The sequence below is a fragment of the Helicobacter didelphidarum genome (assembly GCF_003364195.1).
GTDB classification, from domain to species: domain Bacteria; phylum Campylobacterota; class Campylobacteria; order Campylobacterales; family Helicobacteraceae; genus Helicobacter_A; species Helicobacter_A didelphidarum.
Genome location: NZ_NXLQ01000012.1, coordinates 33,948 through 59,691, shown reverse-complemented (window position 1 = coordinate 59,691; position 25,744 = coordinate 33,948). Strand labels below are relative to the sequence as shown.

At 31.4% G+C, this 25,744-nt stretch carries 21 protein-coding genes and 1 tRNA gene; 10 read left to right on the top strand and 12 right to left on the bottom strand.

What is annotated here, in order from left to right; all coding sequences use genetic code 11:
* Positions 1–132 precede the first annotated feature (132 nt).
* The 7 genes from CQA53_RS06415 to secG form a co-directional block, all read right to left on the bottom strand.
* Positions 133–813, bottom strand: a complete 681-nt coding sequence (locus tag CQA53_RS06415) for a LutC/YkgG family protein (RefSeq protein ID WP_115543194.1) — start codon at positions 811–813, stop codon at positions 133–135.
* Positions 806–2,257: a LutB/LldF family L-lactate oxidation iron-sulfur protein gene (locus tag CQA53_RS06410; RefSeq protein WP_115543193.1), complete on the bottom strand. Its 1,452-nt coding sequence runs from the start codon at positions 2,255–2,257 to the stop codon at positions 806–808. The genes CQA53_RS06415 and CQA53_RS06410 overlap by 8 nt, the downstream gene beginning before the upstream one ends.
* A gap of 10 nt (positions 2,258–2,267) precedes the next feature.
* A complete protein-coding gene (locus CQA53_RS06405) occupies positions 2,268–3,002 on the bottom strand; it encodes a (Fe-S)-binding protein (protein ID WP_115543192.1) in 735 nt (244 codons plus the stop codon).
* Between the two features lie 873 nt (positions 3,003–3,875).
* Positions 3,876–3,952 (bottom strand) — tRNA-Arg (locus tag CQA53_RS06400).
* A 103-nt stretch (positions 3,953–4,055) separates the two neighbouring features.
* Entirely contained in the window at positions 4,056–4,715 is a 660-nt protein-coding gene (gene pyrE / locus CQA53_RS06395; RefSeq protein WP_115543191.1) for an orotate phosphoribosyltransferase, read from the bottom strand.
* 14 nt (positions 4,716–4,729) lie between these two features.
* The gene (gene frr, locus CQA53_RS06390) at positions 4,730–5,287 is read right to left on the bottom strand and encodes a ribosome recycling factor (protein ID WP_115543190.1); all 558 of its coding nucleotides are present in this window, start codon (positions 5,285–5,287) and stop codon (positions 4,730–4,732) included.
* A gap of 20 nt (positions 5,288–5,307) precedes the next feature.
* Positions 5,308–5,739 carry a preprotein translocase subunit SecG gene (gene secG / locus CQA53_RS13725; protein WP_115543189.1) on the bottom strand — a complete coding sequence of 144 codons (432 nt, stop codon included), beginning with the start codon at positions 5,737–5,739 and terminating at the stop codon, positions 5,308–5,310.
* Between the two features lie 296 nt (positions 5,740–6,035).
* Here secG and CQA53_RS06380 point away from each other — a divergent pair, with 296 nt between their 5' ends.
* From CQA53_RS06380 to nth, 5 genes are all read left to right on the top strand, one after another.
* On the top strand, positions 6,036–6,383 hold the full coding sequence (locus tag CQA53_RS06380) for a DUF779 domain-containing protein (RefSeq protein WP_115543188.1): 348 nt from the start codon (positions 6,036–6,038) through the stop codon (positions 6,381–6,383).
* Between the two features lie 368 nt (positions 6,384–6,751).
* Complete coding sequence (locus tag CQA53_RS06375) at positions 6,752–7,624, top strand: hypothetical protein (RefSeq protein WP_115543187.1); 873 nt, start codon at positions 6,752–6,754, stop codon at positions 7,622–7,624.
* Between the two features lie 625 nt (positions 7,625–8,249).
* Positions 8,250–9,047, top strand: coding sequence for a CDP-diacylglycerol--serine O-phosphatidyltransferase (gene pssA / locus CQA53_RS06370; RefSeq protein WP_115543186.1), 798 nt, complete (start codon positions 8,250–8,252; stop codon positions 9,045–9,047).
* Between the two features lie 12 nt (positions 9,048–9,059).
* Positions 9,060–10,499 carry an MATE family efflux transporter gene (locus tag CQA53_RS06365; RefSeq protein WP_115543185.1) on the top strand — a complete coding sequence of 480 codons (1,440 nt, stop codon included), beginning with the start codon at positions 9,060–9,062 and terminating at the stop codon, positions 10,497–10,499.
* A gap of 171 nt (positions 10,500–10,670) precedes the next feature.
* Positions 10,671–11,309 (top strand): endonuclease III, encoded by a 639-nt coding sequence (nth, locus tag CQA53_RS06360; protein WP_115543184.1) that lies wholly within the window; start codon positions 10,671–10,673, stop codon positions 11,307–11,309.
* Positions 11,310–11,556: 247 nt separating this feature from the next.
* Here the strand turns inward: nth and mreC are convergent, their stop codons facing one another.
* The 5 genes from mreC to fabZ form a co-directional block, all read right to left on the bottom strand.
* The gene (mreC, locus tag CQA53_RS06355) at positions 11,557–12,375 is read right to left on the bottom strand and encodes a rod shape-determining protein MreC (protein ID WP_115543183.1); all 819 of its coding nucleotides are present in this window, start codon (positions 12,373–12,375) and stop codon (positions 11,557–11,559) included.
* A 24-nt stretch (positions 12,376–12,399) separates the two neighbouring features.
* Entirely contained in the window at positions 12,400–13,440 is a 1,041-nt protein-coding gene (locus CQA53_RS06350) for a rod shape-determining protein (protein ID WP_115543182.1), read from the bottom strand.
* Between the two features lie 31 nt (positions 13,441–13,471).
* Positions 13,472–14,752, bottom strand: coding sequence for an ATP-dependent protease ATP-binding subunit ClpX (clpX, locus tag CQA53_RS06345; protein WP_115543181.1), 1,281 nt, complete (start codon positions 14,750–14,752; stop codon positions 13,472–13,474).
* Positions 14,745–15,578: an acyl-ACP--UDP-N-acetylglucosamine O-acyltransferase gene (gene lpxA / locus CQA53_RS06340; RefSeq protein ID WP_115543180.1), complete on the bottom strand. Its 834-nt coding sequence runs from the start codon at positions 15,576–15,578 to the stop codon at positions 14,745–14,747. The genes clpX and lpxA overlap by 8 nt, the downstream gene beginning before the upstream one ends.
* A gap of 78 nt (positions 15,579–15,656) precedes the next feature.
* Positions 15,657–16,127: a 3-hydroxyacyl-ACP dehydratase FabZ gene (gene fabZ / locus CQA53_RS06335; RefSeq protein WP_115543179.1), complete on the bottom strand. Its 471-nt coding sequence runs from the start codon at positions 16,125–16,127 to the stop codon at positions 15,657–15,659.
* A 322-nt stretch (positions 16,128–16,449) separates the two neighbouring features.
* Here fabZ and CQA53_RS06330 point away from each other — a divergent pair, with 322 nt between their 5' ends.
* From CQA53_RS06330 to CQA53_RS06310, 5 genes are all read left to right on the top strand, one after another.
* Positions 16,450–17,235 carry a hypothetical protein gene (locus tag CQA53_RS06330; protein WP_245945741.1) on the top strand — a complete coding sequence of 262 codons (786 nt, stop codon included), beginning with the start codon at positions 16,450–16,452 and terminating at the stop codon, positions 17,233–17,235.
* 141 nt (positions 17,236–17,376) lie between these two features.
* Positions 17,377–18,384, top strand: coding sequence for a hypothetical protein (locus tag CQA53_RS06325; protein WP_115543177.1), 1,008 nt, complete (start codon positions 17,377–17,379; stop codon positions 18,382–18,384).
* Positions 18,385–18,718: 334 nt separating this feature from the next.
* A complete protein-coding gene (locus tag CQA53_RS06320) occupies positions 18,719–24,247 on the top strand; it encodes a hemagglutinin repeat-containing protein (protein WP_115543176.1) in 5,529 nt (1,842 codons plus the stop codon).
* A 23-nt stretch (positions 24,248–24,270) separates the two neighbouring features.
* On the top strand, positions 24,271–24,999 hold the full coding sequence (locus CQA53_RS06315; RefSeq protein ID WP_115543175.1) for a hypothetical protein: 729 nt from the start codon (positions 24,271–24,273) through the stop codon (positions 24,997–24,999).
* 40 nt (positions 25,000–25,039) lie between these two features.
* Positions 25,040–25,702: a hypothetical protein gene (locus CQA53_RS06310; protein ID WP_115543174.1), complete on the top strand. Its 663-nt coding sequence runs from the start codon at positions 25,040–25,042 to the stop codon at positions 25,700–25,702.
* Positions 25,703–25,744 lie beyond the last annotated feature (42 nt).

The following is a 25,744-nucleotide window of genomic DNA, read 5'->3' as shown; positions in this document are numbered from 1 at the left end:
ATACTTTATGTATTAAAGAATATTTTTTGTTGCAACACAATTCTTGTGTTCATAAGATAATTAAAAGTGGCTATTATTTGTTTATTAATTTTTATGAATAACTAATTAATAAACAAAGGCATTTCTTATTTTTTAATAGAGTACCACGAAAGTTTTGCGTGGTCCATGCACACCAAATACCGTTTGTAGTTCAATATCTGCAGTTCTAGATGGTCCCGCAACAAAAATAAGATTGCTTGGTAAAACATCATTACCTCTTAATTGTTTTTCATATGTTTTCATAAGCTCGATTCCCTCAAACATGTGTTCTACGATATGTTGCTTCTCAAGAAGATAAATGCAAGTATTTGTGATGAGTGAAGAGAGACGAGGAGCATTTGGATTAGCACTTAAGCCGATGACACCAATATTTGCTACTCCGCATCGTGCTTGCACAATTGAAGTGTCTATACTAAATAATTCTCCTCTATGTTCATCAACACTGTAAGTATAAGGGATAAGTTCTACATTGGATAGATTCTCATCATTAAGACTTTTTGTATCAAACGCATTTGCTATTATAATATCAGGATTATAAAGCACTTTTTTTGCACCTTCATTTTTAAGAATCTCTTTTACATCATGTAAAATATTCTCTGTATTTGAATGCACAATTATACTTTTATTATTCGTATGATTGGTAATAAATTCTTCCAAAAGTTCATGTGTTAGCTTCATCGCACCTTTATAGTGAGGTTCAAAATTTGGAATATTTGGATTATGTGCTTTAGAATCTCGTAATCTTTGCAAAATAAATTCTTTTGAATTACTCATAAATCACTCCTTCCATTTTGGATACTTGAGCATATAGTCCACCATTTATTTCAGGAAATTCTCGGTATTTTACCCAATTTTTTAATCCCGGAATAAAGTTTGCAAACATTTTGCCAAGCGGTGCGAATTTACCTACCATAGTAATACCCATTCTCCACTTCGATGGATTTGTTGCAGCACTCGCAAATTGCTTCATTGCAAAAATTTCTTGAGGATTTTTCGTGCTACCATCATTACCTACAATATTTTTGCGTCCTTCTCCAACTCTTTCACTTCGCAAATCTCTAATAAGTTCGGCTAATGGAATCTTCACCGGACAAACTTCACTACACCGCCCACAAAGCGAACATAAATCAAGCATTGGTGAAAATTTATTAATTCCATAAATTTGAGGTGTTATGACTTCACCAATCGGTCCAGGATATGCACTTAAATATGCGTGTCCACCAATTTTATCATATACAGGACAGTGATTGAGGCAAGTTCCACAACGAATGCAACTCATTGAACGATAGTAATGAGGATCTTTTAGCATATTGGAGCGATTATTATCGAGTAAAATAATATGGACTTCTTTTGGTCCATCTTTCTCGTTATCTTGTCTTGGGGAGGTAATAATGTTATTATAGCAGGTTACTGGTGCACCAGTAGCGGATGGAATAAGTAACGCATTAAGTGTGGCAGCATCTTCAAAAGACTCCACTACTTTTTCAATACCACAAATTGCGACATGAATATCAGGTGCAGCAGTACTCATTCGTCCATTTCCCTCATTTTCTAAAAGCCAGATTGCACCTTCATTTGCAATGGCAAAATTTACACCACTAAGTCCCATTTTAAATTCTTCAAATTCTTTACGCATATAAATTCTTGCGATTTCATTGAGTTTTTCTGGTTCAGATTCTAAAGGAGCATTTAATTTTTCGTGGAAAATCTCACCGATTTGATACCTATTCTTATGAATAGCTGGAGTAACTATATGAACAGGTGGCTCATCAAGCAATTGGATAATAACTTCACCTAAATCTGTCTCGATTGCTTGAAATCCTTTTTGTGTTAAAAAATGATTTAAATGCATTTCCTCGCTCGCCATTGACTTGCCTTTGAGAATCTTTTTAACATTTTTCTTAACCATAAGATTATAAATGATTTCATTTGCTTCGTCACCGTCTTTTGCCCAATGAACTTTAATTTCATTTCTTACAGCATTTGCCTCAAATTGTTCAAGTAAAATATCAAGTTGTCGGAGATTTTTTTGTTTTATCTCCTTGCCTTTATTGCGCAGACTTTCCCAATCATAGAATCTTGCATTGATAAGATTCTTACGATTATTTTTGAGTGTATCCATTGCATTTTTGAGATTTGCCCTTAATTGCTTATCGTTAAGATTTCCATTGATTGCATGATGAAACTCATCTTTAGTCTTTATTCCTATATCACTCATATTATCCCCCTTACAATCCAATTCTTGTTGCTAGAAAGTCATACAGATGCATGTATTTAACATTTACACCTTGTTTTCTCATTGCACCACTTATATTTAGCAAACAACCTGCATCTCCAGCAATCAGATATTCAACATTGCGAGATTTAATATCTTCAATTTTTTGACTTACCATTGCATTTGAGATTTCAGGTTCTTTAATACTAAATGTTCCACCAAAACCACAACATTCTTCTTCTCTCTCTAATTCAATGAGTTCAACATTTTTAAGACTTCTAATTAGTTTTTTTGCAGAATCAACGCATTTTGCTACGCGTAAGGCATGGCAGTTACTATGCCAAGTAACCTTTACTTTTTCACCCTTATCTTCATACACTACGTTCAATTCTTTATCAAGATATTCGCTTAGTTCATAGATTCGAGAACAAAACTTTTTTGCTTGTTCATGATATTGTGTCCCCTCAAAAAGCTCTATATAATCTACCTTAAACATACCCGCACAAGAACCACTTGGAAGCACAATTGGAATATCTTCACTAAAGAGATTCATGTTGTAAAGTGCGACTTGTTTTGTCTCTTCATAATAACCAGAGTTATAGCTTGGTTGCCCACAACAAGTCTGATCTTGTTTAAAGATTACTTCGATGCCTTCTCTTTGTAAAAGTTTGATACCATTGATACATGTATCAGCACATGCTGTGCTTCCAATACAAGTTGAGAAATAATATACTCGTTTTTTTTCCATATTGTTATGTATTCCTTTCTCTAAATAAACAAATAAAGTGAAGATTTTAAATCATGCAAATATAAACATCGTTTAGAATAGAAATATTATGATAACATATTTTTTTCTTACATTTTCTTAAAACGACTATAAAATATTATATTTTATGTTGTATTTCTTAAATTATCTGTATATTTTTTTTACTCAAATTCAAAAAATATTCAAAAATGTTTCTTTGATTAATAGAATGCCAAATTGAATTTTATAAGTTAGTAAATTAACCATGAAACAAGATATATTGTAGCTACTTTAGTCGCAGTGTTAGTCATTTATGGGATATATCTTTTACTTATATTTGTTATATTATTTATTAAGAATATTAATGTGAAGTTATGCCCTAAGTTTTACATAGATAATGCCTAAGAAACATATGGGGTTAATATTAAATTTATATTCAGTGGTAAAATGATAGGGAACATATAATATATAGGGCTTTTGATTGCAGGGAATTATACAAATTTTGAAGTTCAATTAAAATATTGATTAACAAGATGCAATATTTCATAAGTTAGCATTTTTTATGGCTAATATATGACAAATAAATGCTTGATAAGTTAGAAAGACAAGTAACTTGAGACAGCAACTAATCGGCTTTAATTTATATAATATGAGAATCTTTTTCTAAATATGAAGTAACATTTTACCACATGCTGTCATTGGTGCTATCTGTGATACTCTATTACTTTGATTGATATTTAAAAGCTTAAGGCATAGAATCTTGTATTGATAAAGATTTAAAATTTCTTTTTTTAATTTTTTTGATGTCTGGTTTATTTTGTAAGAGAGGATATTTAAACTAAAAGCATTTTGATTGATAATTGAATCAATATTTTATGGTGTGCTCGGAGGGATTCAAACCCCCGACCTACAGGACCGCAACCTGTTGCTCTATTCAGCTGAGCTACGAACACATTCAAGAGAACTATTATACTAGAATATTTATTAAAACTTACTTAAATTTATATTAATTAAACAAATATTTGTTTTACTTAATGATAATGAAAAATCAGAATACTAGCGACTACCAGGTTTATATGCAACAGAATCTTTACATAAAGGGCAATCTTGAGAATCATAAATTTCAAATTCAAAATCTGCTAAAGCAAATAATGGAATATTTTGAGTAAGTTTGCATTCTTTTTTACTTTGTGGCATTGAGAATTGCTTCCAGGATTCTGTTTTTATTTCTTGTGTACTGTGTGTTGTGTGTGGTAATATTCTCCTGCAAAACCCGCGATTTGCGAGTCCTGCAAATGCAACAATTTTTCCCCCTGCATTCTTTATACATTCTGCACTTTCCATTGCACTTCCACCTGTTGTAATTATGTCCTCACAGATTAATATGTTTTCATTTGTCTTAACTTCAAAACCACGTCGTAAAGCCATAATACCATTTACTCGTTCCGTGAATATGAATCGCACACCAAGTGAACGTGCAAGCTCATAACCAGCCAAAATCCCACCTAATGCAGGAGAACAAACACAATCAATTTGAATTGTTGATTCAATAATTTGTTTTGCTAACTCCGTGGCAAGTAACTCTGCTGTTTTTGGATTTTCTAAAACTTTTGCTGATTGCAAATAAAATTTCGTGTGATTACCACTACTAAGGAGAAAGTGACCTTGCAATAAAGCATTATTTTGACGATAAATAGATTCTATATCTAGGCTCATTTTTTCTCCTCCTGTTATACTTTTATAATCTCTTCCTCTTTATGCTTTACCATGTTGTCAATTTTTCTAATATATTCATCAGTAATTTTCTGAATCTCATCCATCCCCTTTTTACTTTCATCGGTTGTAATTTCTTTATTTTTTTCTGACTTTTTAATCATATTATTAGAATCTTGACGAATATTACGAATTGCAACTTTTGCTTTTTCTCCCATTGCTTTTGCATGTTTGGCAATTTCTTTGCGTTGATCTGAAGTCATTGGAGGAAAGAAAAGCTTGATAGAATCTCCATCTGTATTTGGATTCACACCAATATTTGCTTCTTGAATTGCTTTTTCAATATCTTTCAATAATGGTTTTTCCCATGGGGTAATGATAATTGTTGTAGCATCTTGTGCGATTATACTTCCTATTTGTTCCAATGGTGTTGGCGTACCATAATATTCGATGCGGATATTATCTAAAATACTCACATTGACACGTCCGCTACGAAGAGTTGTAAAATCTTTTTGTAGAGAATTGATACTTTTATCCATATGTTCTTTTGTATTTTTGTAAAGACTATGTAACATTATTTGCTCCCTTGCGATTGCTACTGTGTTGTGGATTCTAAAGAATTTTGGGTTGGCAATGTTGTGTTTTGCAATGGAGAATCTCCACCTTGCATTAGGGGAATAGTATTAGATTGATTGCCTCCGTTCAAAAGAGGACTTGATAATGGCACAGAATTATCTGTTGGAGTAAGTGGCAGAGCTTTTGGTATATTCATGCCATCAATAACACTTTTATTTTTTGCTGTCTTTGTGTTATATAGATACCCAAGTGCAATAGTATTGATTAAAAATATTACACCTAAAAGCATTGTAATCTTTGCCATAAAATTTGCTGGTCCTTTTGCACCAAAAAGACTTTCATTGCTCCCGCTATATGCTCCAAGCCCAATGCTAGAACTTTTTTGCAGTAAAACTACAATAACGATGCTAATTGATAAAATCACTTGCAAAACAATCAAAATTGTTGTCATACAAACTCCATGTAATAATTAAAGATGTAAAATGTAAATTTGAAATTGTATCAAAAGATTACTAATAATATTTTAATTCTAAAAAATATTAAAAATTTTTCCTATTGTAGTTTTATAGTATCATTAAATATATAAATCTATTGATAAGAAACTTTATTTATGCAATGTGGTTTTAATCTTCCTAAGATTAATCATAAAATTAAGTAATTTGATAGCATCATGCTTTTCTTGTAAAATTTTTAATGTTTGCTATAATTTTACCACAATAATTATAAAACTAAGTCAAGGATAGGAACATGGATACGCTCAATATTACACAAGAGGCAAAAATACTTATACAACAGCTTAAAAATGAATATCATGATTTTATTATTCATATTTCTGGAGGTTGTTGCGATGGAAGTGCTGCATTATGTTATGAGAAGGGTGATTTTAAAATTGGGGAAAATGATATTTTGCTTGGTAGCGTAGAACAAATCGAAGTTTTTGTCCATAGAAGCCATTATTCCTATCTTGAAAAAAGTAAATTAACACTTCATGCCTTACAAGGAAACGGTAGTGAATATTCCATAGAATATGGAAGTGGTAAATATTTTGTGCTTGAGAGTGAAATTTGCACAACTCTATCAGACGATTCAAAATAATTTTATTGAGACTTCATCAAAAATACCATAAATTATACAAATGTAGAAAAATAAAGTTCAAAAAGAATTTGAATAATATAATAGTGTATGTAGTAGAAAAAAATCCTAAAATTTGAATAAAGATTATTATTTTAATATATTATAGAATTTTTTTGATTTTTAGAATCTAAATTATCATACTACTTGCAATAATACACCGCAATTATGGATTTATATTATTATTTTTTAGCTATAATGACGCACAGCTCAATTGTAAATATATTTTTATTATTGTTTTATTCAAAGTTTATAATATAATTTAAATTGAAATAAGTAAAAGACATACTTTATTTTGTGATGTCATAGACAATAAATTTTAGGATATTTTAATGAATAATATTACTGACCATACTTTCCATCCACAATCAACAACTTTTAATGTTGAAAAACCTGTGCTACTTGATGATCGTATCGCGGTAGGAAATGCTTTTGATGAAATCGTGATAGCACCATTACTATCTGGAAAAGCTTATAATGTAAATATTAAGGAATTTAAGGCTTTTGATTCAAGTTCATTTGCTCAAAGATTTGAAGATTTTGGTTTAGATAGAAGTATTAAAAATGGACATTATAGTGAATACAATATAGAATATAAACCATTCCTTGTGCATTTTGAATTTCAATATAATCCAGATTTTCTTCACAATGCAAAAGATCTTTTTGAGAAAATTAGTAGCACAAGATATTGCGATAAGTCTATTCGAGATGCTAAAGATATACGAAATCTTGATATTCCTTGTGCTATTTTTGGTGATTTTAATCTTGAATATATCGAGAGAGAAGGTTGGTTTGGGATTAAGAATTTTTATTTGGAAACATTTCAAGGCATTAGACTGGAATATGCAAGTTTGCTTGCAAATAAACTTAATAAAATTTCATCAAATCTTTATTTTTCCTTTTGTGATTCAGACAATAATCATTTGGTTGGTGTATATTCAGATTTTCGTGATTATAGTTTAACATTCTATAATACAGAAGCCTTACGGAAAGTTAGTAAGATTTTGGTTAATACGACACGACCAACTTATGTTACCTATCAGGTTGAGCCATTAAGCTCAATGGCTCTTTCTTATCGATTACGAACTTTTTTTCTTGTGCGTGAAAAACCTGAAGAAAATTATTACGCCTTTATTATTTACCTTAGTGAAGAAGAAGTGAATCGAATCAGTAAAGTTCGTGCATGGGCACATGCTGATAGATAATATTGAGTTATGTTGCAACAGGACAAATAATTTTTATCAGATTTTTAGTAAGAGTGATGTTTAAATCATCTAATAATTAGTAATTTTTCTCACTCTATGTTTTCTAGTTATGTCATATTGAGTTTTTAATTGCTTAAATATTAAAGTTTGTATGAAAATTATGGATAATTGTGGAATAAAATATATTCAATATTGCAAGAAAAAAATTACTTAACAAAATAGTATTTAAGGAATAAAAAGATAAACAATTTGCATATAACGAACTAATATTTTCTTTTCAAGTATATAAGCAATATTAAGTAACCTTTTATTTCAATATCAAAATATATCTCTTATAGATTGCAATATAGAGAGTTATTTGCAAGAAGTGATTCCTGCATAAAGCTGATTTGCCATTCTTTATAAGATTTTTTTTCTTATGAAATAAAATACTTACAAAAAGAATGCAATATTATATATTTTACAAGAGAAAAAAGAAAATTATGGTAGAATCTGTTTTATAGCATTATTATTGTGTGTTTGTAGTGAGGGAAAGTAATTTATCAAGCTTATATTATATTGTTATATAAATAAAATTTTAATGAATAGATTTTTAGCAAGATTTTAAAGAATTCAAGGAGAATTTATGAAAATTAGCCCGAGGTATGTTTTACCGAATCTTTTTACTGCAGCAAGCATTTTTATGGGAATATTGGCTATCTTTATGGCATACAAAGGCTTAGTATATGATGACTCAAAATCTTTTACTACTGCTTGTTGGTATATTCTCTTTTCTATGGTATTAGATGGACTAGATGGGCGAGTTGCTAGGCTTACAAATACTGCAAGTAAATTTGGTGTCGAATTCGATTCGCTTGCTGATATAGTTGCATTTGGTGTTGCACCTGCTGTTGTGCTTTATTTTTATGTTGGACATGATTATGGTCGTTATGGAATGGCGATTAGTGGGCTTTTTGTTGTCCTTGGTGCGATTAGATTGGCAAGATTCAATATAACAACAAGTGTTGAAAATTCCTTTATTGGTTTGCCTATTCCATCTGCAGCAGCTATTATATGTTTGTGGATTCTTGTTGTAGAATACCATAAACTTGATATTTTTGGTATTTCAAACTTTATCACTGAACATTCTTATGTTTTTCTTATTCTTGCGTTTGTTACTTCAATTCTTATGGTAAGCAATATTCGTTATCCAAGTTTTAAAAAGGTAAAATGGAATTTAAAATATTTTATACTTCTTCTTATGCTTTTAACATGTGTTATTGTGCAACCTTCATTAACCTTATGTATTCTTTTTAGTCTTTATATTCTCTATGGAATTCTACGTTGGTTTTTTGTTGTTACCTTTAAGATTATTTTTAGAAAGAAATTTGATACACATGACAAACAGTCTGTCGCTACACCTACTAAAGATTTATTATCTTAAGCGAAAATAAATATGACAAAAACACAGTCAAATATCGATCTTGCAAAAGATAGTATCCCTAAACTTTTTATCAACTATTTTATTCCCATGTTGCTTACCATGCTTGCAATGGCAAGTTATTCAACCGTCGATGGAATCTTTGTTAATAAAAAATTGGGTGATGAGGCGATGAAAGCTATTGCTGCGACATGGCCCATTTTTCCGATTTTAATGGCTTGTTCCTTGATGTTTTCACTCGGTGGTGCAAGCCTTATTGGTTATTATTTGGCAAAAGGAAAAAAAGAATTTGCGAGAACTATTTTTAGTAGTATTTTTTATGTTCTTTTTCCTTTGTCTTTTGTTTTGGGAATGTTTTTTTATTACAATGCAGACATAATTGTCCATTATTTTATTAAAGGGCTTTCTACGCATGTTGAAATCATGGCTATTGAATATTTAAAAGGGATTTTTATTGGACTTTTTGGAGTCATTATTCATCCAGTTTTAGATATTTGTGTGGTAAATGATAAGCGACCAAGATTTGCCATGTTTGCAATGTTCTTAGGAGCAATTTGCAATATAATTTTTAATTATCTTTTTTTGTTTGTATGGGAATTTGGCATTATTGGAAGTGCGTATGCTACAACTTTGGGACATATCATTGGCTCTTTAGTGCTATTGTGGCATTATATTTCTACTGATATGAGAAAAGCTTTTTTTGGTTTCTTTAGTCAATCATTATTATGCTTTATGAGTAAAAAATGTAGTTTTTTACTCCAGAAAAAAGGAGATTTATATTTTGTTCGTGCAATAAGCTTTAAGGCTATTTTACGAGTAATGAAATTGGGAGTGCCTTATGCCTCAAGTGAAGCAAGTGTTGGTTTTGTAATGTGGCTTTATAATAGTGTTTTAAAAGATGTTGGTGGAGAAAACTCTCTTGCAATTTATAGTGCTTTGATGTATGCTGGATTCAATTTTTTTACAATTCTCCTTGCACTTGCAGAATCTATCCAACCACTTGCAAGTTTTAATTATGGTATGAAAGATTTTTCACGACTTAAGAAGATTCTAAAATTTTATATATGTGTTGAGATTATTTTAGCAATTAGTATTTATATAATATTTTTTCTTTTTGATACTTTTATAGCGTCCTTATTTCTAAAAGATTTAAGCCTTAAAGCACAAAGTGCGGAAGCAATGAAAATTTATTTTTTAGGATTCATTATTTTAGGAATCAATATTATTATTGCACTTTATTTACAATCTTTACAAAGAGCATTTAGTTCATTTCTTATAATAATGTCTTATACACTTATATTTATTGCAATTTTTTTACCAGTCATTGCATATCGGTATGGTTTAAATGGTGCATGGATTGCTTATCCAATTGCACAAATATGTGCATTGTGTGTGAGCATATTTATTCTTCGGTATGAGATTCGAATTGGACTTTATAACAATAAAAGAAAATGAGTATATTTTGATGTTATATTCTTTCTTTTTCTTTTTTTTGATATATAGTATCAGATTCTGAAGCTTGAGTAAAAATTCATGTGCAAATAGAGGATAAGGATTCCATGCCAATGAAGATATTATTATAGAATCTTTTATTATAATTTTATGTGATTATACAAAAGGCATACAATGGCACGAAAACAACAATATATTCAAATTAAAGACTTGTTTTTAAAAAAATATGCAAATGCACAAACAGAATTACACTACAACAATATTTACGAGTTGCTGATTGCTGTGATACTTTCTGCACAATGCACGGATAAACGCGTTAATATCGTAACCCCATTACTTTTTACAAAATATCCAAGCACAAAAGAATTAAGTAAGGCAAATATTGATGATTTAAAAGAAATAATAAAATCTGTTTCCTTTTTTAATAATAAAGCAAAAAATCTTATTCTTATGGCACAAAGTGTAGAGAGTGACTTTAATGGGGTGATTCCAACCAATCAGCAGGATCTTATGAAACTGCATGGTGTTGGACAAAAAACTGCCAATGTCGTGTTGGGTGAATTTTTTGATATGAATTATATGGCAGTTGATACGCATGTTTTTCGGGTTTCTCATAGGCTTGGACTAAGCAAAAGTAAAACTGCATTGCAAACTGAAACAGATTTAACAAAAATTTTTAAAGATAATTTAAATCTCCTACATCAGGCTTTTGTATTGTTTGGTCGCTACGAGTGCAAGGCTGTTCGACCTCAATGTGAAAATTGCTTTGTAAAGCAATATTGTAAAGATTCTAAAAACTTTAAACCACAATAATTATGATTTGAAGAATATTTGTAAAATCTTAGTAAGATAAAGAGGGTTTTATTAAGATACTTAGCCTACTAAGTGGTAAAACAAATGTAAGTTTAAGGGTATCAATAAAAAGCAATTATGTGTATTTATCATCTTATAATAGTTTATTATTCTGTTTTCATTTATTTTATAAAAGAAAATAATGAGATATATCTATAATATTAGACTTTATAGTAAATACAAACTTGTAGGGCTATATTGTTGTTTTTTATTTTTCTTTTTCAGTTTGTATGTTTTGTATATTGTCATTAAGAGTTGTTGTTTGCATAATTTTTGTATCAACAAGCCAAACATAACTTAAATGATTATTGAAATTTTGCAATTTGAGTTCCGCACGCAAATAACCATTATCTGACTTAATAGCACCAATAGTGCCTACTTTTATATCCTCAAAGAAAATACCATCTAAACCACTTGTAATAACACTATCCCCACTTTTAATACTTTGCCATGCAGGAATATAGTCTATCACAATACTGCCATCTTCTATTGTCCTTAATGTTCCAGGAACATGGTTCTCACCAATGTATACACTATAACTACATTCTGGATCACCAATCAAGATTCCAAGTAAATGATTATCAACCCATTTTGCAATACCAATGGCATAACCATCTTTGATAATTCCCAAAATTTTTGTATTATTTGGTAATGCTGGATAGCGAATCCAAATTTTTGTATATGATCCAAGTGTAGCATATGAGAGAATTTTTGCCAGATGAACATCAGGATCATCATAATGCCTTTCAACTTCAAGAGAGTATGAGAGATTTTCAAATTCTGCTTTGAGGGCTTCGTATTGAATTGTTTCTGCCTCTAGATTTTGAATTTTTGTTCGCATATTTTGAATTTGATTTGCTTGATTGATATAGTCTTGGATAAAGAAAGTAATATCCTCTTTTTTATCCAAATAAAAGATTTTAATATGAAATGACATATCAAGAACATATTGTCGCAATGTAGGTGTAAAACCAAACACGGTAACTAAGATACCTAGAATTATAACAAAAAAGGTAAATAATTTCACTCTATAATCCTAGTATTGTAGTTTTTAACTTCTCGCAGCAATTCTTTCAAGCATGTCCATATCTTCCATTGCTTTACCAGTCCCTTTTGCAACCGCAAGCAATGGTTCTTCACCAACATAAACTGGTAATTTTACAATATCTGAAAAATATTTATCAAGGTTTCGTATAAGAGCTCCACCACCTGTTAAAACGATACCATTCTCTACTATATCACCTGCAAGATCTGGTGGCACTTCTTGCAATACACCATGCAGTGCATTTCCCATTTCTTTAATTTGATCTTTGATTGCTTCACGAATATCCTCACTTGTTAGTTCTATTGAATTTAACAATCCACTCACTTGATCTCGTCCTTTAATAAGCTTGATTAGGGGAGTTTCAAGGGGAGCTGCACAACCTATATCAATTTTGATTTCTTCTGCTGTTCTATCCCCTATTAAGAGATTAAATTTTTTACGAACATAATCCATAATTGCGAGATCTAGTTTATCACCTGCAATACGAATCGATTTTGATATTACTAATCCACCAAGAGATAGCACTCCTATTTCTGTTGTGCCACCGCCAATATCAACAACAAGACTTCCTTGAGGTTCTTGTATAGGTAATCCTGCCCCAATGGCTGCGGCTAATGGTTCTTCAATAAGGAATACTTCTCTTGCACCAGCACTCATAGCCGATTCTTTGACTGCTTTACGTTCTACGGATGTTAATCCATAAGGCACACAAACCATTATTCTTGGTCGCATAAACGATTTTCTTTTATGTGCTCTCTCAATAAAGTAGCGAATCATTTTTTCTGTAATCTCAAAATCAGCAATAACTCCATCTCGTAAAGGACGTATAGCCCGAATATTATCAGGAGTTTTTCCTATCATTTCTTTGGCTTCTTTACCAACAGCAAGGATCTCTCCATCATGATGGTATTTATCAACTTTGACAGCGACAATAGAGGGTTCATTAATGAGAATCTCATGCCCTTTAATCATAACAATAGTATTTGCAGTTCCTAAATCGATTGCTATATCATGTGAAAACCAACCTACAAATTTATTTAAAAACACTTTAAAAATCTCCTTATTTTTTATTCTTTTATTAAACTACTTTACTCTTCTTTTTTTTGATTAAAATAGGTTTTTCAATTTTATCAACGCATTTGCGAGTGATGATTACTTCATATCCATTGAGGTTTGGTAAATCAAACATTACATCAAGGCTAAAGTCCTCAACAATTGCACGCAGACCTCTTGCACCCGTTTTTCTTTCCATTGCAAGTTCCGCAATACGCTCAATTGCATCGTTTTCAAATATAAGCCTTGCACCATCAATATCAAAAAGTTTTTGGTATTGTTTAATTAAGGCATTTTTTGGTTTTGTAAGAATAGAAATCATTGCTTCTTTACTTATGGAATCAAGAGTTGCGATAACATGCAGACGCCCAATAAGCTCTGGTATTAATCCAAAACTCACTAAATCATCTGTTTCGACTTGATGTATAGTATTGTCTTTTGTGACTTCAGACTTAGGATTAGAATCAAACCCTAGAACATTTTTACCTAGCCTTCGTTTTATGATTTCTTCTAATCCATCAAATGCACCTCCACAAATAAAAAGGATATTGCTTGTATCAATTTTAACAAATTCTTGATTTGGGTGTTTTCTTCCACCCTTTGGAGGAATATTTACTATGCTTCCCTCAATAATTTTAAGGAGAGCTTGTTGTACACCCTCTCCTGATACATCACGTGTAATTGATCGATTTTCAGAAAGTCTTGATATTTTATCAATCTCATCAATAAAAACAATTCCCATTTCAGCACGTTTTAAATCGTAGTTTGCTGCCTGCAAGAGTCTTGTGAGGATATTTTCAACATCTTCTCCAACATAACCAGCTTCAGTGAGTGAGGTTGCGTCTGAAATAGCTATTGGAATGTCAAGAAATTTTGCTAAAGTTTGCGCCATAAGTGTTTTTCCACTACCTGTGGGACCAATAAGTAATATATTAGATTTTGATAATTCTACATTTTCTTCTAAATCTGTTACATTTACAATATTGTCGAGAGATTCTGTTGCTTTTTGTTGGTGTAGTAATCTTTTATAGTGATTATAAATGGCAACACTAAAAACTTTCTTTGCCTGATCTTGTCCGACAACATATTGATCCAAATATTCTTTTAATTCTTTTGGAGATGGGACATCTTCAAGGCTATTAGATTGAATGCTTGCAAGAGATTTTTCATCATAAAATGATTTATAAATAAATACGGTGCATGCTTTGCAAATATAGGCTTTTGTGCCTGTGATCTTTTCATTACTTGATACGATAGGATTTGGTTTAGATTTTGTTTTACCACAGAAACTACATATTTCACTCATTTAATTCGCCTCTCTTATAGGGTATCCCTCTTTCTGATTGTAAAATAAATTCACAAATTTTAATAACACTTTTATTGATATCTGGAGAATTTTTTGCTACTTCTAGCTCCATTGTTGCAAGATCTTTTAAGTTTTGCGTTCCTGAAAATAAACGGCGATAGAGGGTATTGATTCTATCAATCTCATCTCTTTCCATAATTTTTCTCATACGAAAACGATTAAGTCCAATAATTTTTGCACGATTACCTTCTGCCATACAATACGGTGGAATGTCTTGTGAAAGTGCAGATGCACCAGCAACCATAGCACCTTCTCCTATTTTAACAAATTGGTGAATGGGCGTCATACCACCAATATTCACAAAGTTTTCAATGTGAATATGTCCTCCTAAAGTTGCATTATTTGCAAGAATATTATTGTCGCCAACTAAACAATCATGTGCAATATGCACATATGCCATAAATAAATTATTATTGCCAATCTCTGTAATCCCACCTCCACCTTCAGTGCCGGGATTAAACATGCAAGATTCACGGATAAGATTTTTATCTCCAATTTTCAAGATTGTATCTTCACCATTATACTTTAAATCTTGTGGTGGTGTTCCTAACACTGCATTAGGAAAAATTTTGTTATCTTTTCCAATTTTTGTATGTCCCATGATTGTTACATTATTATAAAGAAATGTTCCATCTCCAATCGTGATATTGCCCTTAATGACACTATAATCACCAATGATAACATTTGCACCAATTTCTACATTCCCTTCAATAATGGCTGTTTTTGCAATTTTTGCACTTGAATCAATCGTTATGGAATCATTCATTACATTTTACCCCTATAATTTTTATCTATCTTTATTATTTTGAATTTGAATGCAATATCGAAAATAATATAATACTCATTATTTATTATGTGAATCTGTAACCATGGCTTTGAGTTCTGCCTCACTGACTAATACATCATCAACAAAAGCTTTTCCTTCAAGTTGCCAAACATTACTGCGTTGCTTTAAAACGTTCATTTTATAGGTTAGGCGATCACCTGGACGAACAGGAACTCTAAATTTTACCTTATCAATTGTCATAAAATATACAATTTTATTCTGACTTGCATCAAATTCTAAACCCCAAGTGCTAACAAAAGCTAAAATTCCACCAGCTTGTGCCATGCCCTCAATAATCATGACACCGGGATAAATCGGTTCTTTAGGAAAATGCCCCATAAAAACTTGCTCATTAATTGTTACATTTTTGTAAGCAATAATAGTTTTGTGTGCTTGTAATTCTAAAACTCTATCTACCAATAGCATTGGATAACGATGTGGTAAAACTTGCATAATCTTATCGATATTTATATTTTGTTGGTCACTCATTAGAAATCCATGTATAAAGAAAATTTTTTGCTAATTGTAACACAATTTATTTTTAAAGTAGTGTATTTTTTGCAATTCATGTGACTTTTTTATGAGTTTTATTGAATCTTGGGAAAAATTATGTCGATATATTCTCTATAATTTTTTTATTGTTCGATTTTAAAAATCTTTTGGATACTTTTAATAAAGAAATTATAATAATACAATATAGTATTATTTTTGGTGTTTTTTAGCTTAAATATTCTTAAATTCTATAAAGATAAGATATTATAGATAGAAAATTGTAACTTTATAATTTTTATTTAATGAGACTATTTTGTATATGCTTTTGAATGAGGGAACAATGATACAACCAGCACATTTGCAGAATCTTCTTAGTCAAATGGCAACAACCAAAGGAAATAAGGAATTAAATGCAACTTTACCTATGTTATTACGCATTCTTGATAAAAAGGGTGTGGATAAATATCTAGTTCAGCTTGGTAAGCTTGTAATAGAAACGCAGAGTAATAAAGAATTAAGTGTTGGTGCAAATTATTGGGCAAGTGTAAAACAAGGGAAAGATGGGCTTGTTATCTCTGACCTCATTAAACAACCAAAAATGCTTGAGAATCTCCATAATGCAAGGCTTAAATTAAATCCAAGTGATTTAAAGGATCTTTTGAATGAGACACAAAATGGAGGTAAGCAACTCGAAAGTGTATTTAAAGACTTTTTATTAGAAAGATTACCATTAGCAAGTAGTAAGCAAGAATTTATAGAATTATCAAATTTATTAATTGCCCTGCAAAATGGTGTTTTTAGTATGGTTATACAAGATAGTAATGGAAAAGATAACCTTGTGCAGATGAAAAAACAGGTAGATTTTTTAGAGTTTTATAGTATCTTTCCTCATCTTGGTGAAATTAGTGGGATTGTTTCACGCGATAGTCAAGGAGATATAAATTTGCGACTACAAGTAATGAGTGAAAAGATTCAAAGATTTTTAATCAATTCACTGCATGAATTAAAAGGTTTTTCCGATATTCAAATTGATGTAGGACAAAATATACCTTTATGGGATCTTAGTAGTTTTGAGCCTTCATATATTCTGAATCTAAAAGGTTGAGGGTGTATTTTCTTATATAAAACCAGAAAGAAAATATAAAAACTTATGTTACAATGTTAGAACTATTCCACAATAGAATATTGATAAAAGAATGAATTTTGATTTGTTTGAATCTTGCAAAGCTATGAATAAGGGGATAAAATGAAAATTACACGATTTTTTTATATTATCGTATTTTTTTCTTATAGTGTGATGTTATTGGCAAAAGAAAGTGTATATGAATATGCTATTACACAAACGCAAGAGATTTCTCCTGCTATAAAGTGTCAAGGTGATAATGTCAAAGCAATGTGTAATGTTCAAAATGTGGAATGGATTGAGGGTGTGCTTGTTAAAAATTTTGAATTTAATGTTCTATTAAATAAGAATGTTCTTAAGAAAACTCGTTCCTATACTCTGGAAACAAAAGATTTAAACTTTGAGGGATATAATCTCTCTTCACTCATGCCACAATCAATTCTTTGCACTGATTTTTCAGAATTAAAAAAGTCAAAAGATATAAAACAAAATGTTTTATTAGTGAATCTTTCGTGTAATTTACATTCAAATGTATATGAAATTGAAATAGACGCTGATTTTAAAACCTTTCATACACTTTATAATCAAGTAAATACAACACTTGAAGCACTTAATAGAGAACATGAATTATTTATTCAACCATTGGCAGAAAAACAAGAAGATTGGAAAAATAAATATTTTATACAAATTAAAAAAGCAACTTTGAGATTAAAAAGTTATTCTTTACATACAATTCTTTTTGATCTTTATAAAAGAGAACAACGCATTGCACAAAATGAAAATTCACAAAATGATAAAAATTATCGCACAATACAAGATTCTGCATTATTTGAAGATTATTTATCATTTTTGCAAAATTCTTATCAAATTTCTGGAAATATTAAAACAGATTCTAAAATCACAAAAGATAATGAACAAGCTTTGTCTAAGCTAGTTTCTACATTCATTGATATTGCCACAAAGCCAGATCAAAGCCTTTTTTTACAGATTGTGGGGAATAATACTTTTAAACTCTCTTTGGATGAGATTGAAGATATTATGGATATTAATGAATTATTTGTGAATGTCATCATAAAAATTTTAGAAAATACTCAAATGCAAGTCATACAAAATTATGATTCTAAAGCTTAGGACTTTGATTCATGTTGTATAATGTATTTTATTTCTCTACTTAAACAAATGTTGCATTTTAGGGTATTTTTGTATAATTAAGGTTTTTGATTTATTTTGATAATAATTGTAAAGTCAATGGAATAAACACATAAGTTATTTTTATTAAATGTATATTTTTATATGCTTAAAATCATAATTTTCATAATTTTCATAATATTAGTATCGTAACAAATAGTAACTTTTATATATTTTTTCAGACTTATTGAATATACATTTTTTGTTTTAAGGTAGAAATAACTTACCAAAGAGTAAAATTTTTAAAATAATAGTTTTTGTTTAGAAAGGATTCTCTATGGTAATTTTTACTCCCTTTATAAAAAAGACAATAACAATAGTAAATGTTTTTTCAATCATAGCTTCTCAAGCTCTTTTTGCAAGTCAAATCGTGATTGATACAACTCAAACCAATATTAACCCAACTCTCACTCAATCAGATAATAATATCGATATAGTAAATATCGCTAAGCCAAATCAAGCGGGTATCTCTAATAATTTCTATCATGAATTTAATGTCGGTCAAGATGGTGCTATCTTAAATAATATCTTAGCACAAGAAGCACTAGGTAATACGCAACTCGCAGGATTTATTAACTCCAATCCAAATTTAGATTCCGCAACTGCAAGACTTATACTCAATCAAGTAACAGGAGGAAATCTCTCCCAATTACTTGGTTATTTAGAGATAGCTGGGAGCAAAGCAGACATGCTTTTAGCAAATCCAAATGGTATTACTTGTCAAGGATGTGGTTTCATCAATGCAGGGAATGTAACCCTAAGCACTGGTAGTTTGAGTAAAGAAGAGTTAGAGCGATTAAATTCGCTCAAGGAATATACAAATTCTACTCCCATTTTTCTTAATATAAAACGAGGTGATATTATCGTAGAAGCACTTGATGCAAAAAATGTCGCAAGTCTTACTCTCCTTGCAAAAAGCATGAGTGTAAAAGATTCACTTCAAGCACAGAATCTAAGGATATTACTTGGATCAAATCAAGTCAGTTTTTCTCCTGTTGCATTACTTTATAAACCTATCAAGCTTGATAATAATGAGACAGAAAACGCACTAGCCCTTGATGTCGCATATCTTGGTAGTATTTTATCAAATAAGATATTTATTGTAGCAACAGATGAGGGTGTAGGGATTAGGAACTCTGGTATGATAGCAAGCACCGCTTCACAAAATAATGGTGATAATGGATTTGTCTTGCGTGCAGATGGAAAGATAGAGATTTCAAAGCCTATTGACATTACAACTATTTCACAAGTGCAAAATGGACAAAATACAGATATTCTCCTTGATACAGAGAATGCAGACAAAGAGGATACAAAAAAACAATTTGCACCTCTTATTTATTCGGAATCGAATATTGACATACAAGCAGGAAGCATTGAGAATAACTCTATTATCCATGCGCAAAACGATATATATCTCAAGGCAGATACAATCCTCAATAAAGGTTTCGCTGATATTGAGAAAAAAGTTATTACAACAGAGAAATTTAATTCATGGCATCCTACTATTAATAATGTTCAAAAGCCTTCAGATTCTCAATATAAATATACTATTGTTACTTCACAAGAATATATCAATGAGGCGACCTATTCCCCAAGTATCCTTTTAGGGAGAAATATCACTATTGAGGCAGAGGATTTTACCAATGATACAGGCATTATCCATGCAAAAGATTCTTTTAAAAACTATGCGACGAATTTTACTAATATCGCTCCGGAATTACGAGAGATTGTAAGCTATGAAAATGGCAAGGCTACAACATATAATCGATATGGTAAATGCGTATGGTTGCTAGAACATATAAGTCAAGATTGGTTTTGTAGTAGCACTTATACTACTTCTAAGTTCACTCGTGCAAATGAATATACACTACTTGATTTTGTCGCACCAAATCCTAGCCTTAATACAATAGAGATAAACTCGATCAATTCTCTCCTCACAGCCCTTGATAGCTCAAGCTCTTTGCAAGCTCCATTGTATCAAAATCACTATGGGAAATTTATTCTATCAGAGGGATTCCAAAACCATTTAAAAAGCCTTCATTTTACAACCATAGATGAGATACAAGATTATCTCTATATCACACCCAAAAATTCCTTAGCAGAAATCAACGATAAATCTTTATTCTCTCAAACCAAATATAAAGAAAAATTACAGAATCTTAACTCCAAAGACATTGCATTGCAAAGTGGTATTTCTGCAAATAATATACATATAGATTCTCAAAATATATTGAATTCATCAAAGCTTAGCTCTGATAAAAATATGATGGTAAACGCAGACTTTATCATCAATGAAAATGGTAAGATAGTCTCGATGGAGGGACTCAATCTCAATGCAGAATCTTTTACACAAAATGGTGGGAAACTCAAAGGAAATGAAGTCAATATCACTGCAAAAGATGTCAATATCTCCTCTAGCACGATAAGCAATAGTGCAAATCAAGTAGGATATAGATCTGATATATGGAGTTACTTAACGGGTAAATCGCAATCACCATTAGCACAATATACAGAAAGCACTTCAAGCAATACTACACTTGGATCGCTTGCGAGCATTGAGGGGAATGCCATCTCAATCAATGCAAACAATACGCATATCACAGGTGCAAACCTCAATGCACAAGAGAGTGTTTTACTCAAAAGCGATACGCTTACAATCGATACGCTTGCTACACATAATAACTATAGTGATTCTGTCGCAACATACAAGAGTACAACAAATATTGGAAGCTCAATCAAAGGGAACAATGTCTTACTTGAGACAACAGGAGATATGAATCTCATCTCTACAAATATAGAAGCAAAAGATACCCTTGCATTAAATGCTGGGCAAAATATCACGATAGATACAGCAAAAGATACAAGCTTTTCACAAACACAAACAACTACGACTACTAGTGAGTTTTTATCCAAAACCACTACGACAGAGGTTACAAAAGATTCTCAAAGCACAAATCTTGCCTCTAACTTCAGCGGGAATGCTATCTCAATCAATGCAAACAATGATATAAACGCCTATAATCTCAATGCAAATGCGGATTCTGTTACTATGAATGCAGATGGAGATCTCTTGCTAAGTAATCGTGCAGATACGCACAATATCATAACTGATACAAAGATAGAGACAAGCGGGCTAAAGTTTAGCAAAGACGATGGATATTATCGCATGAGTGTAGGTAAGGATACGACAAAGATACATGAGAATCAAACAGCAAATACTCATAATAACGCCTCTATCAATGCAAACAATATCACTATGAATGCAGGTGAGAGTCTCGCTATCCAATCAAGTGATCTCAATGCAGACTCTACAAATGGAACCCTTGCACTCTCTGGGAAAGATGTCTCTATAGAGTCTTTAGATAACGAGATAACAACAAAAACAACGACAGATTTTACCTCCAATCGATTTGGGATAGGGTTTGAAGTTAAGGGCGTAGATAAAGCAGTAGAAACTATTAAAGAAAATCTTGGTAAAGCAGCAGTAGGTAGTATAGATTTGGCTTCTGAACTAAAATCTCAAGATATTTCTATCGGACTAAAAGCAGGCTTTACTCATATTAATCGCACAACAACAGAAAATATATTTGATACGACCGCATCTAGCCCAAATCTCACAGGAGGTAATATCACTATTGCTTCAAACAATGACACTAACATCATAGGCTCAAATCTCAAAGGAAATGATATAGCCCTAAGTGGCGAGAATGTGAATATCTCCGCAAAAGAGCAAAAAAATCAGAATAATACTCAAGAATCAGAGCATACAGTAGAAGTAAGTATAGGAATTGGTGCTGGAACAAAAGCTCAAGATACAGGTGTTAGCCTCACTGCAGGATATGGATATAAAAATGAGAATAAGGATACCAACACTACTGCTAATAAAAGTTCCCATATAGAATCTAATAATTTATCAATAAATGCTAAAAATAATGCTAGTATAAAAGGCTCAAATATCGATACGAATAATGCGGAAATTACAGCGACAAGCTTTGAGCTAGCAGATGCTACAAATACAAGTGAAACTGATATAGATAAACATAACTTTGATATAGGAGCAAAGCTAACATATAATGGCGGATATGATTTTGGCATGGATACTAGCTATAAATATAATGGCACAAATGAAACAAATGCAAGTTCGCATAGCTCTAACTTTAATGCTAATAATCTCAAGCTAACTACCACAGGAGATACAACTATAACAGGATCTAATCTATCAGTAAAAGACACAGCAGATATACAAACAAATAATTTTAATGTTGCAAGTGCTACACATGAACAAACTAAAAACAATCATAGTGGCGGTGCAAATGCTGGATTTGGTATAGGTGCTAGTGGATTCTCTATGTCTTTGGGCGGGAATTATGATTTATTAATCTCAAAAGATACTACCAACACACAATCTAATCTCCAATTAGGATCATTAAATTTAACTACCACAGGAGATACAACTATAACAGGCTCTAACTTTATAGTAAAAAATGATGCTAATATACATACAAATAATTTTACTTTAAAAAATGAGACAGATACAATCAATAGCCATACAGGCAGTATCAAGGCTAACATTGGCTATGATGGCTCTGAAACCTCTCTTGGTGGTAGTCTTAAGTATGATGGTTTAGATGCTAAAAGCAATGTCGCTTCAAATATGTATGCAAATAATTTAAATCTTGTAGCAAAAGGCGACACTACTATCATAGGCTCAAACTTAGTTGCAAAAGATAATGCTACGATACAAACAGATAATATGAAAATACTTAGTGTAAAATATTCTGGTTATGATATTGGAATTGATTCAAGTGGAGAAATGGTTGTCCCTTGGGATGGGAGTAAAGCACATGGTCTTACTCATGCAAATTATCATTGGACTCCAAAATATGTAGGCTCTAGCGTAAGTGCGAACAATTTGACGCTTAATGTAAATAATGATACCACATTGCAAGGCTCAAGTATCAATGCAAACAATGCAAGTATTACGACAAATACCTTAAATATCGAATCAACACAAGATAAATCTGTGGCAATCGGTTTTAAACCTGACTTTGATTCTGTTACATTACATGATACAGAACGTGATACATATATAAGTCTTGATGCTTCATATAAAGCAACCAACAATAATGCAGCGATAAATTCAAATAATTTATCCATTAATACAAAAAGCGATGTCAATATAAATGGTGGTAATATCAACTCTTATACACTAAATGCTAATATAGGAGGAAATCTCAATATTACAAGTAAAAAAGATTCTCGATATGGTGCTGGTTTTGATATAGCTGTCGGCACGACAGAGAATTTAAAAAGTTATCAGAATATGACGGGTAGTGGATATTTTGGACACGAAAATGGTGTGAATAGTCAAAGTGGCATTGCTTCAAATTTTATAAATATGATAGCAGGCAATATTAACTTAAAAGGGGCATATATAGAAGGTAATAGTGGAAATATCACTGCTAATTCTGTATCTAGCAGTGATACAGTGAATTCATCATCACATACTTTATTTACACAAGATACCATAATCTTACCAGAGCCTAATTTGAGCGTTACACACTCTAGTATATCTAAGAATATAAATCTTGATACTAAAATAGATAGTTATGTAAATAGAAGTGACAGAGATCACACTGAAATTGCCAATATAGAGACTCTAGGTAAATGGAATGATTTTAAATACGATCCTGAAAAAACCATTAAAAAAGAAATAAAAGACTTCACACAACGAACAATTGATAATGCTGTAGATACTGCAGTAAATAAAGTAGTGGAACATTTACCACAAGATTCTAATCAATAGAATCATATAAATAGGGCAATGCAATGAAAAAGATTTTGGCATGTATCATTTTATCATTCGTCTTTGCTGATAGTGCATATGCCTTTTTGGGACGTTTTTTTGAATCTAGTCGCAAAAGTAGCAATAGGAGCAATGGTGGAGGATATGCTCCTTTAAAAAAATGGGATGGTTTCTTAGGCGTGAGTGTTGGATATTTTTTTGGTGGGGATTATGTTATTTATCAACAAAATGACTATTTAGCAGAACCAAAAACCTCTGATTATGTAGGTAGTAGTGCCTTTAGAGGTGTGAAATCTCATGGCGTTATGGTAGAGTTTAGTGGTGGTGGTGGAACTAGTATCAATGATTATTTCTCATGGAGATTTAGCACTCCTGTTATGGTTGCCTCGATAATTAAACCCAATCACATGTATAGCTATTATTTAGGGACTAATATAACTTTTGATTTGATTTGGAATGTTGTAGAAATCAATGGCTATTCTTTTCACTTCTATATAGGTGCAGGTGCAGAACTACTTCTAACTTTTGGTAACAGCGTTAAACCAGCTTTATTAAGTCTATCCAGCAGAGCTGGTATGATGTTTGGTATAGATGAGCATAATAGAATAGATATTTTTGTTACCATACCCATTGTTACAATGGAGGGTATAATATCTCGCACAGAATTTGAATACAATCATGAAAGGACTTATGATGATACAGCTTATTACACACCAATGCGACTTATGATAGGTTATAAGTATATGTTTTAATATTTTCTAATCAATAGAATCATATAAATAGGACAATGCAATGAAAAAGATTCTAATATGTGTTTTTACATTCTTTATATTTATTCAAAGTGCTTATAGCTTCGCTTTTAGAGGCACTAAGGATGGGTATGCTTTTGTCGGTGCTGATATTGGATACACTATTGGTAGGGGGCTTTATGTTGGCGATTCTCGATTCTATCCCTTAGGTGGCATTATTGATTCTGCAAAAACTCATGGTATGGCATTGCAGATTAATGCTGGCAATGAATTTAATTGGGGTGATTATTTTGCATTTAGATTCTTTTTTAATGTCATATATAACTTTACATTTAATCTCGATGCAAGGTATCAGCAACATATTGGTTTTGGTTTATATCTTGATTTTATATGGAAAGCTTATCAGACATATAATTTCTCTTTTCAGATATATGTTGGTCTAGCTCCGGGTGAAATGATGTTTTCATTATATCGCTTTGGTGAAAATATGATGAATTTCGCATCCCCTAGGGTTGGTATGATGTTTGCCTTTGATGAGAACAATAGGATAGATTTTTCTATTCTCATGCCTATAGCTACAATGTCATTTGTTACTGATAGATATAAGATAGAAAATCCTCCGAGCCCGGGAGCTCTTGACACTGGAGAAAGACACATGGCTCACTCTCCTATGCGAATCATGATTGGATATAAATATTATTTCTAAGGATAGAAACAGATAAAGTCATGTCAGATATTCCTGCGAACT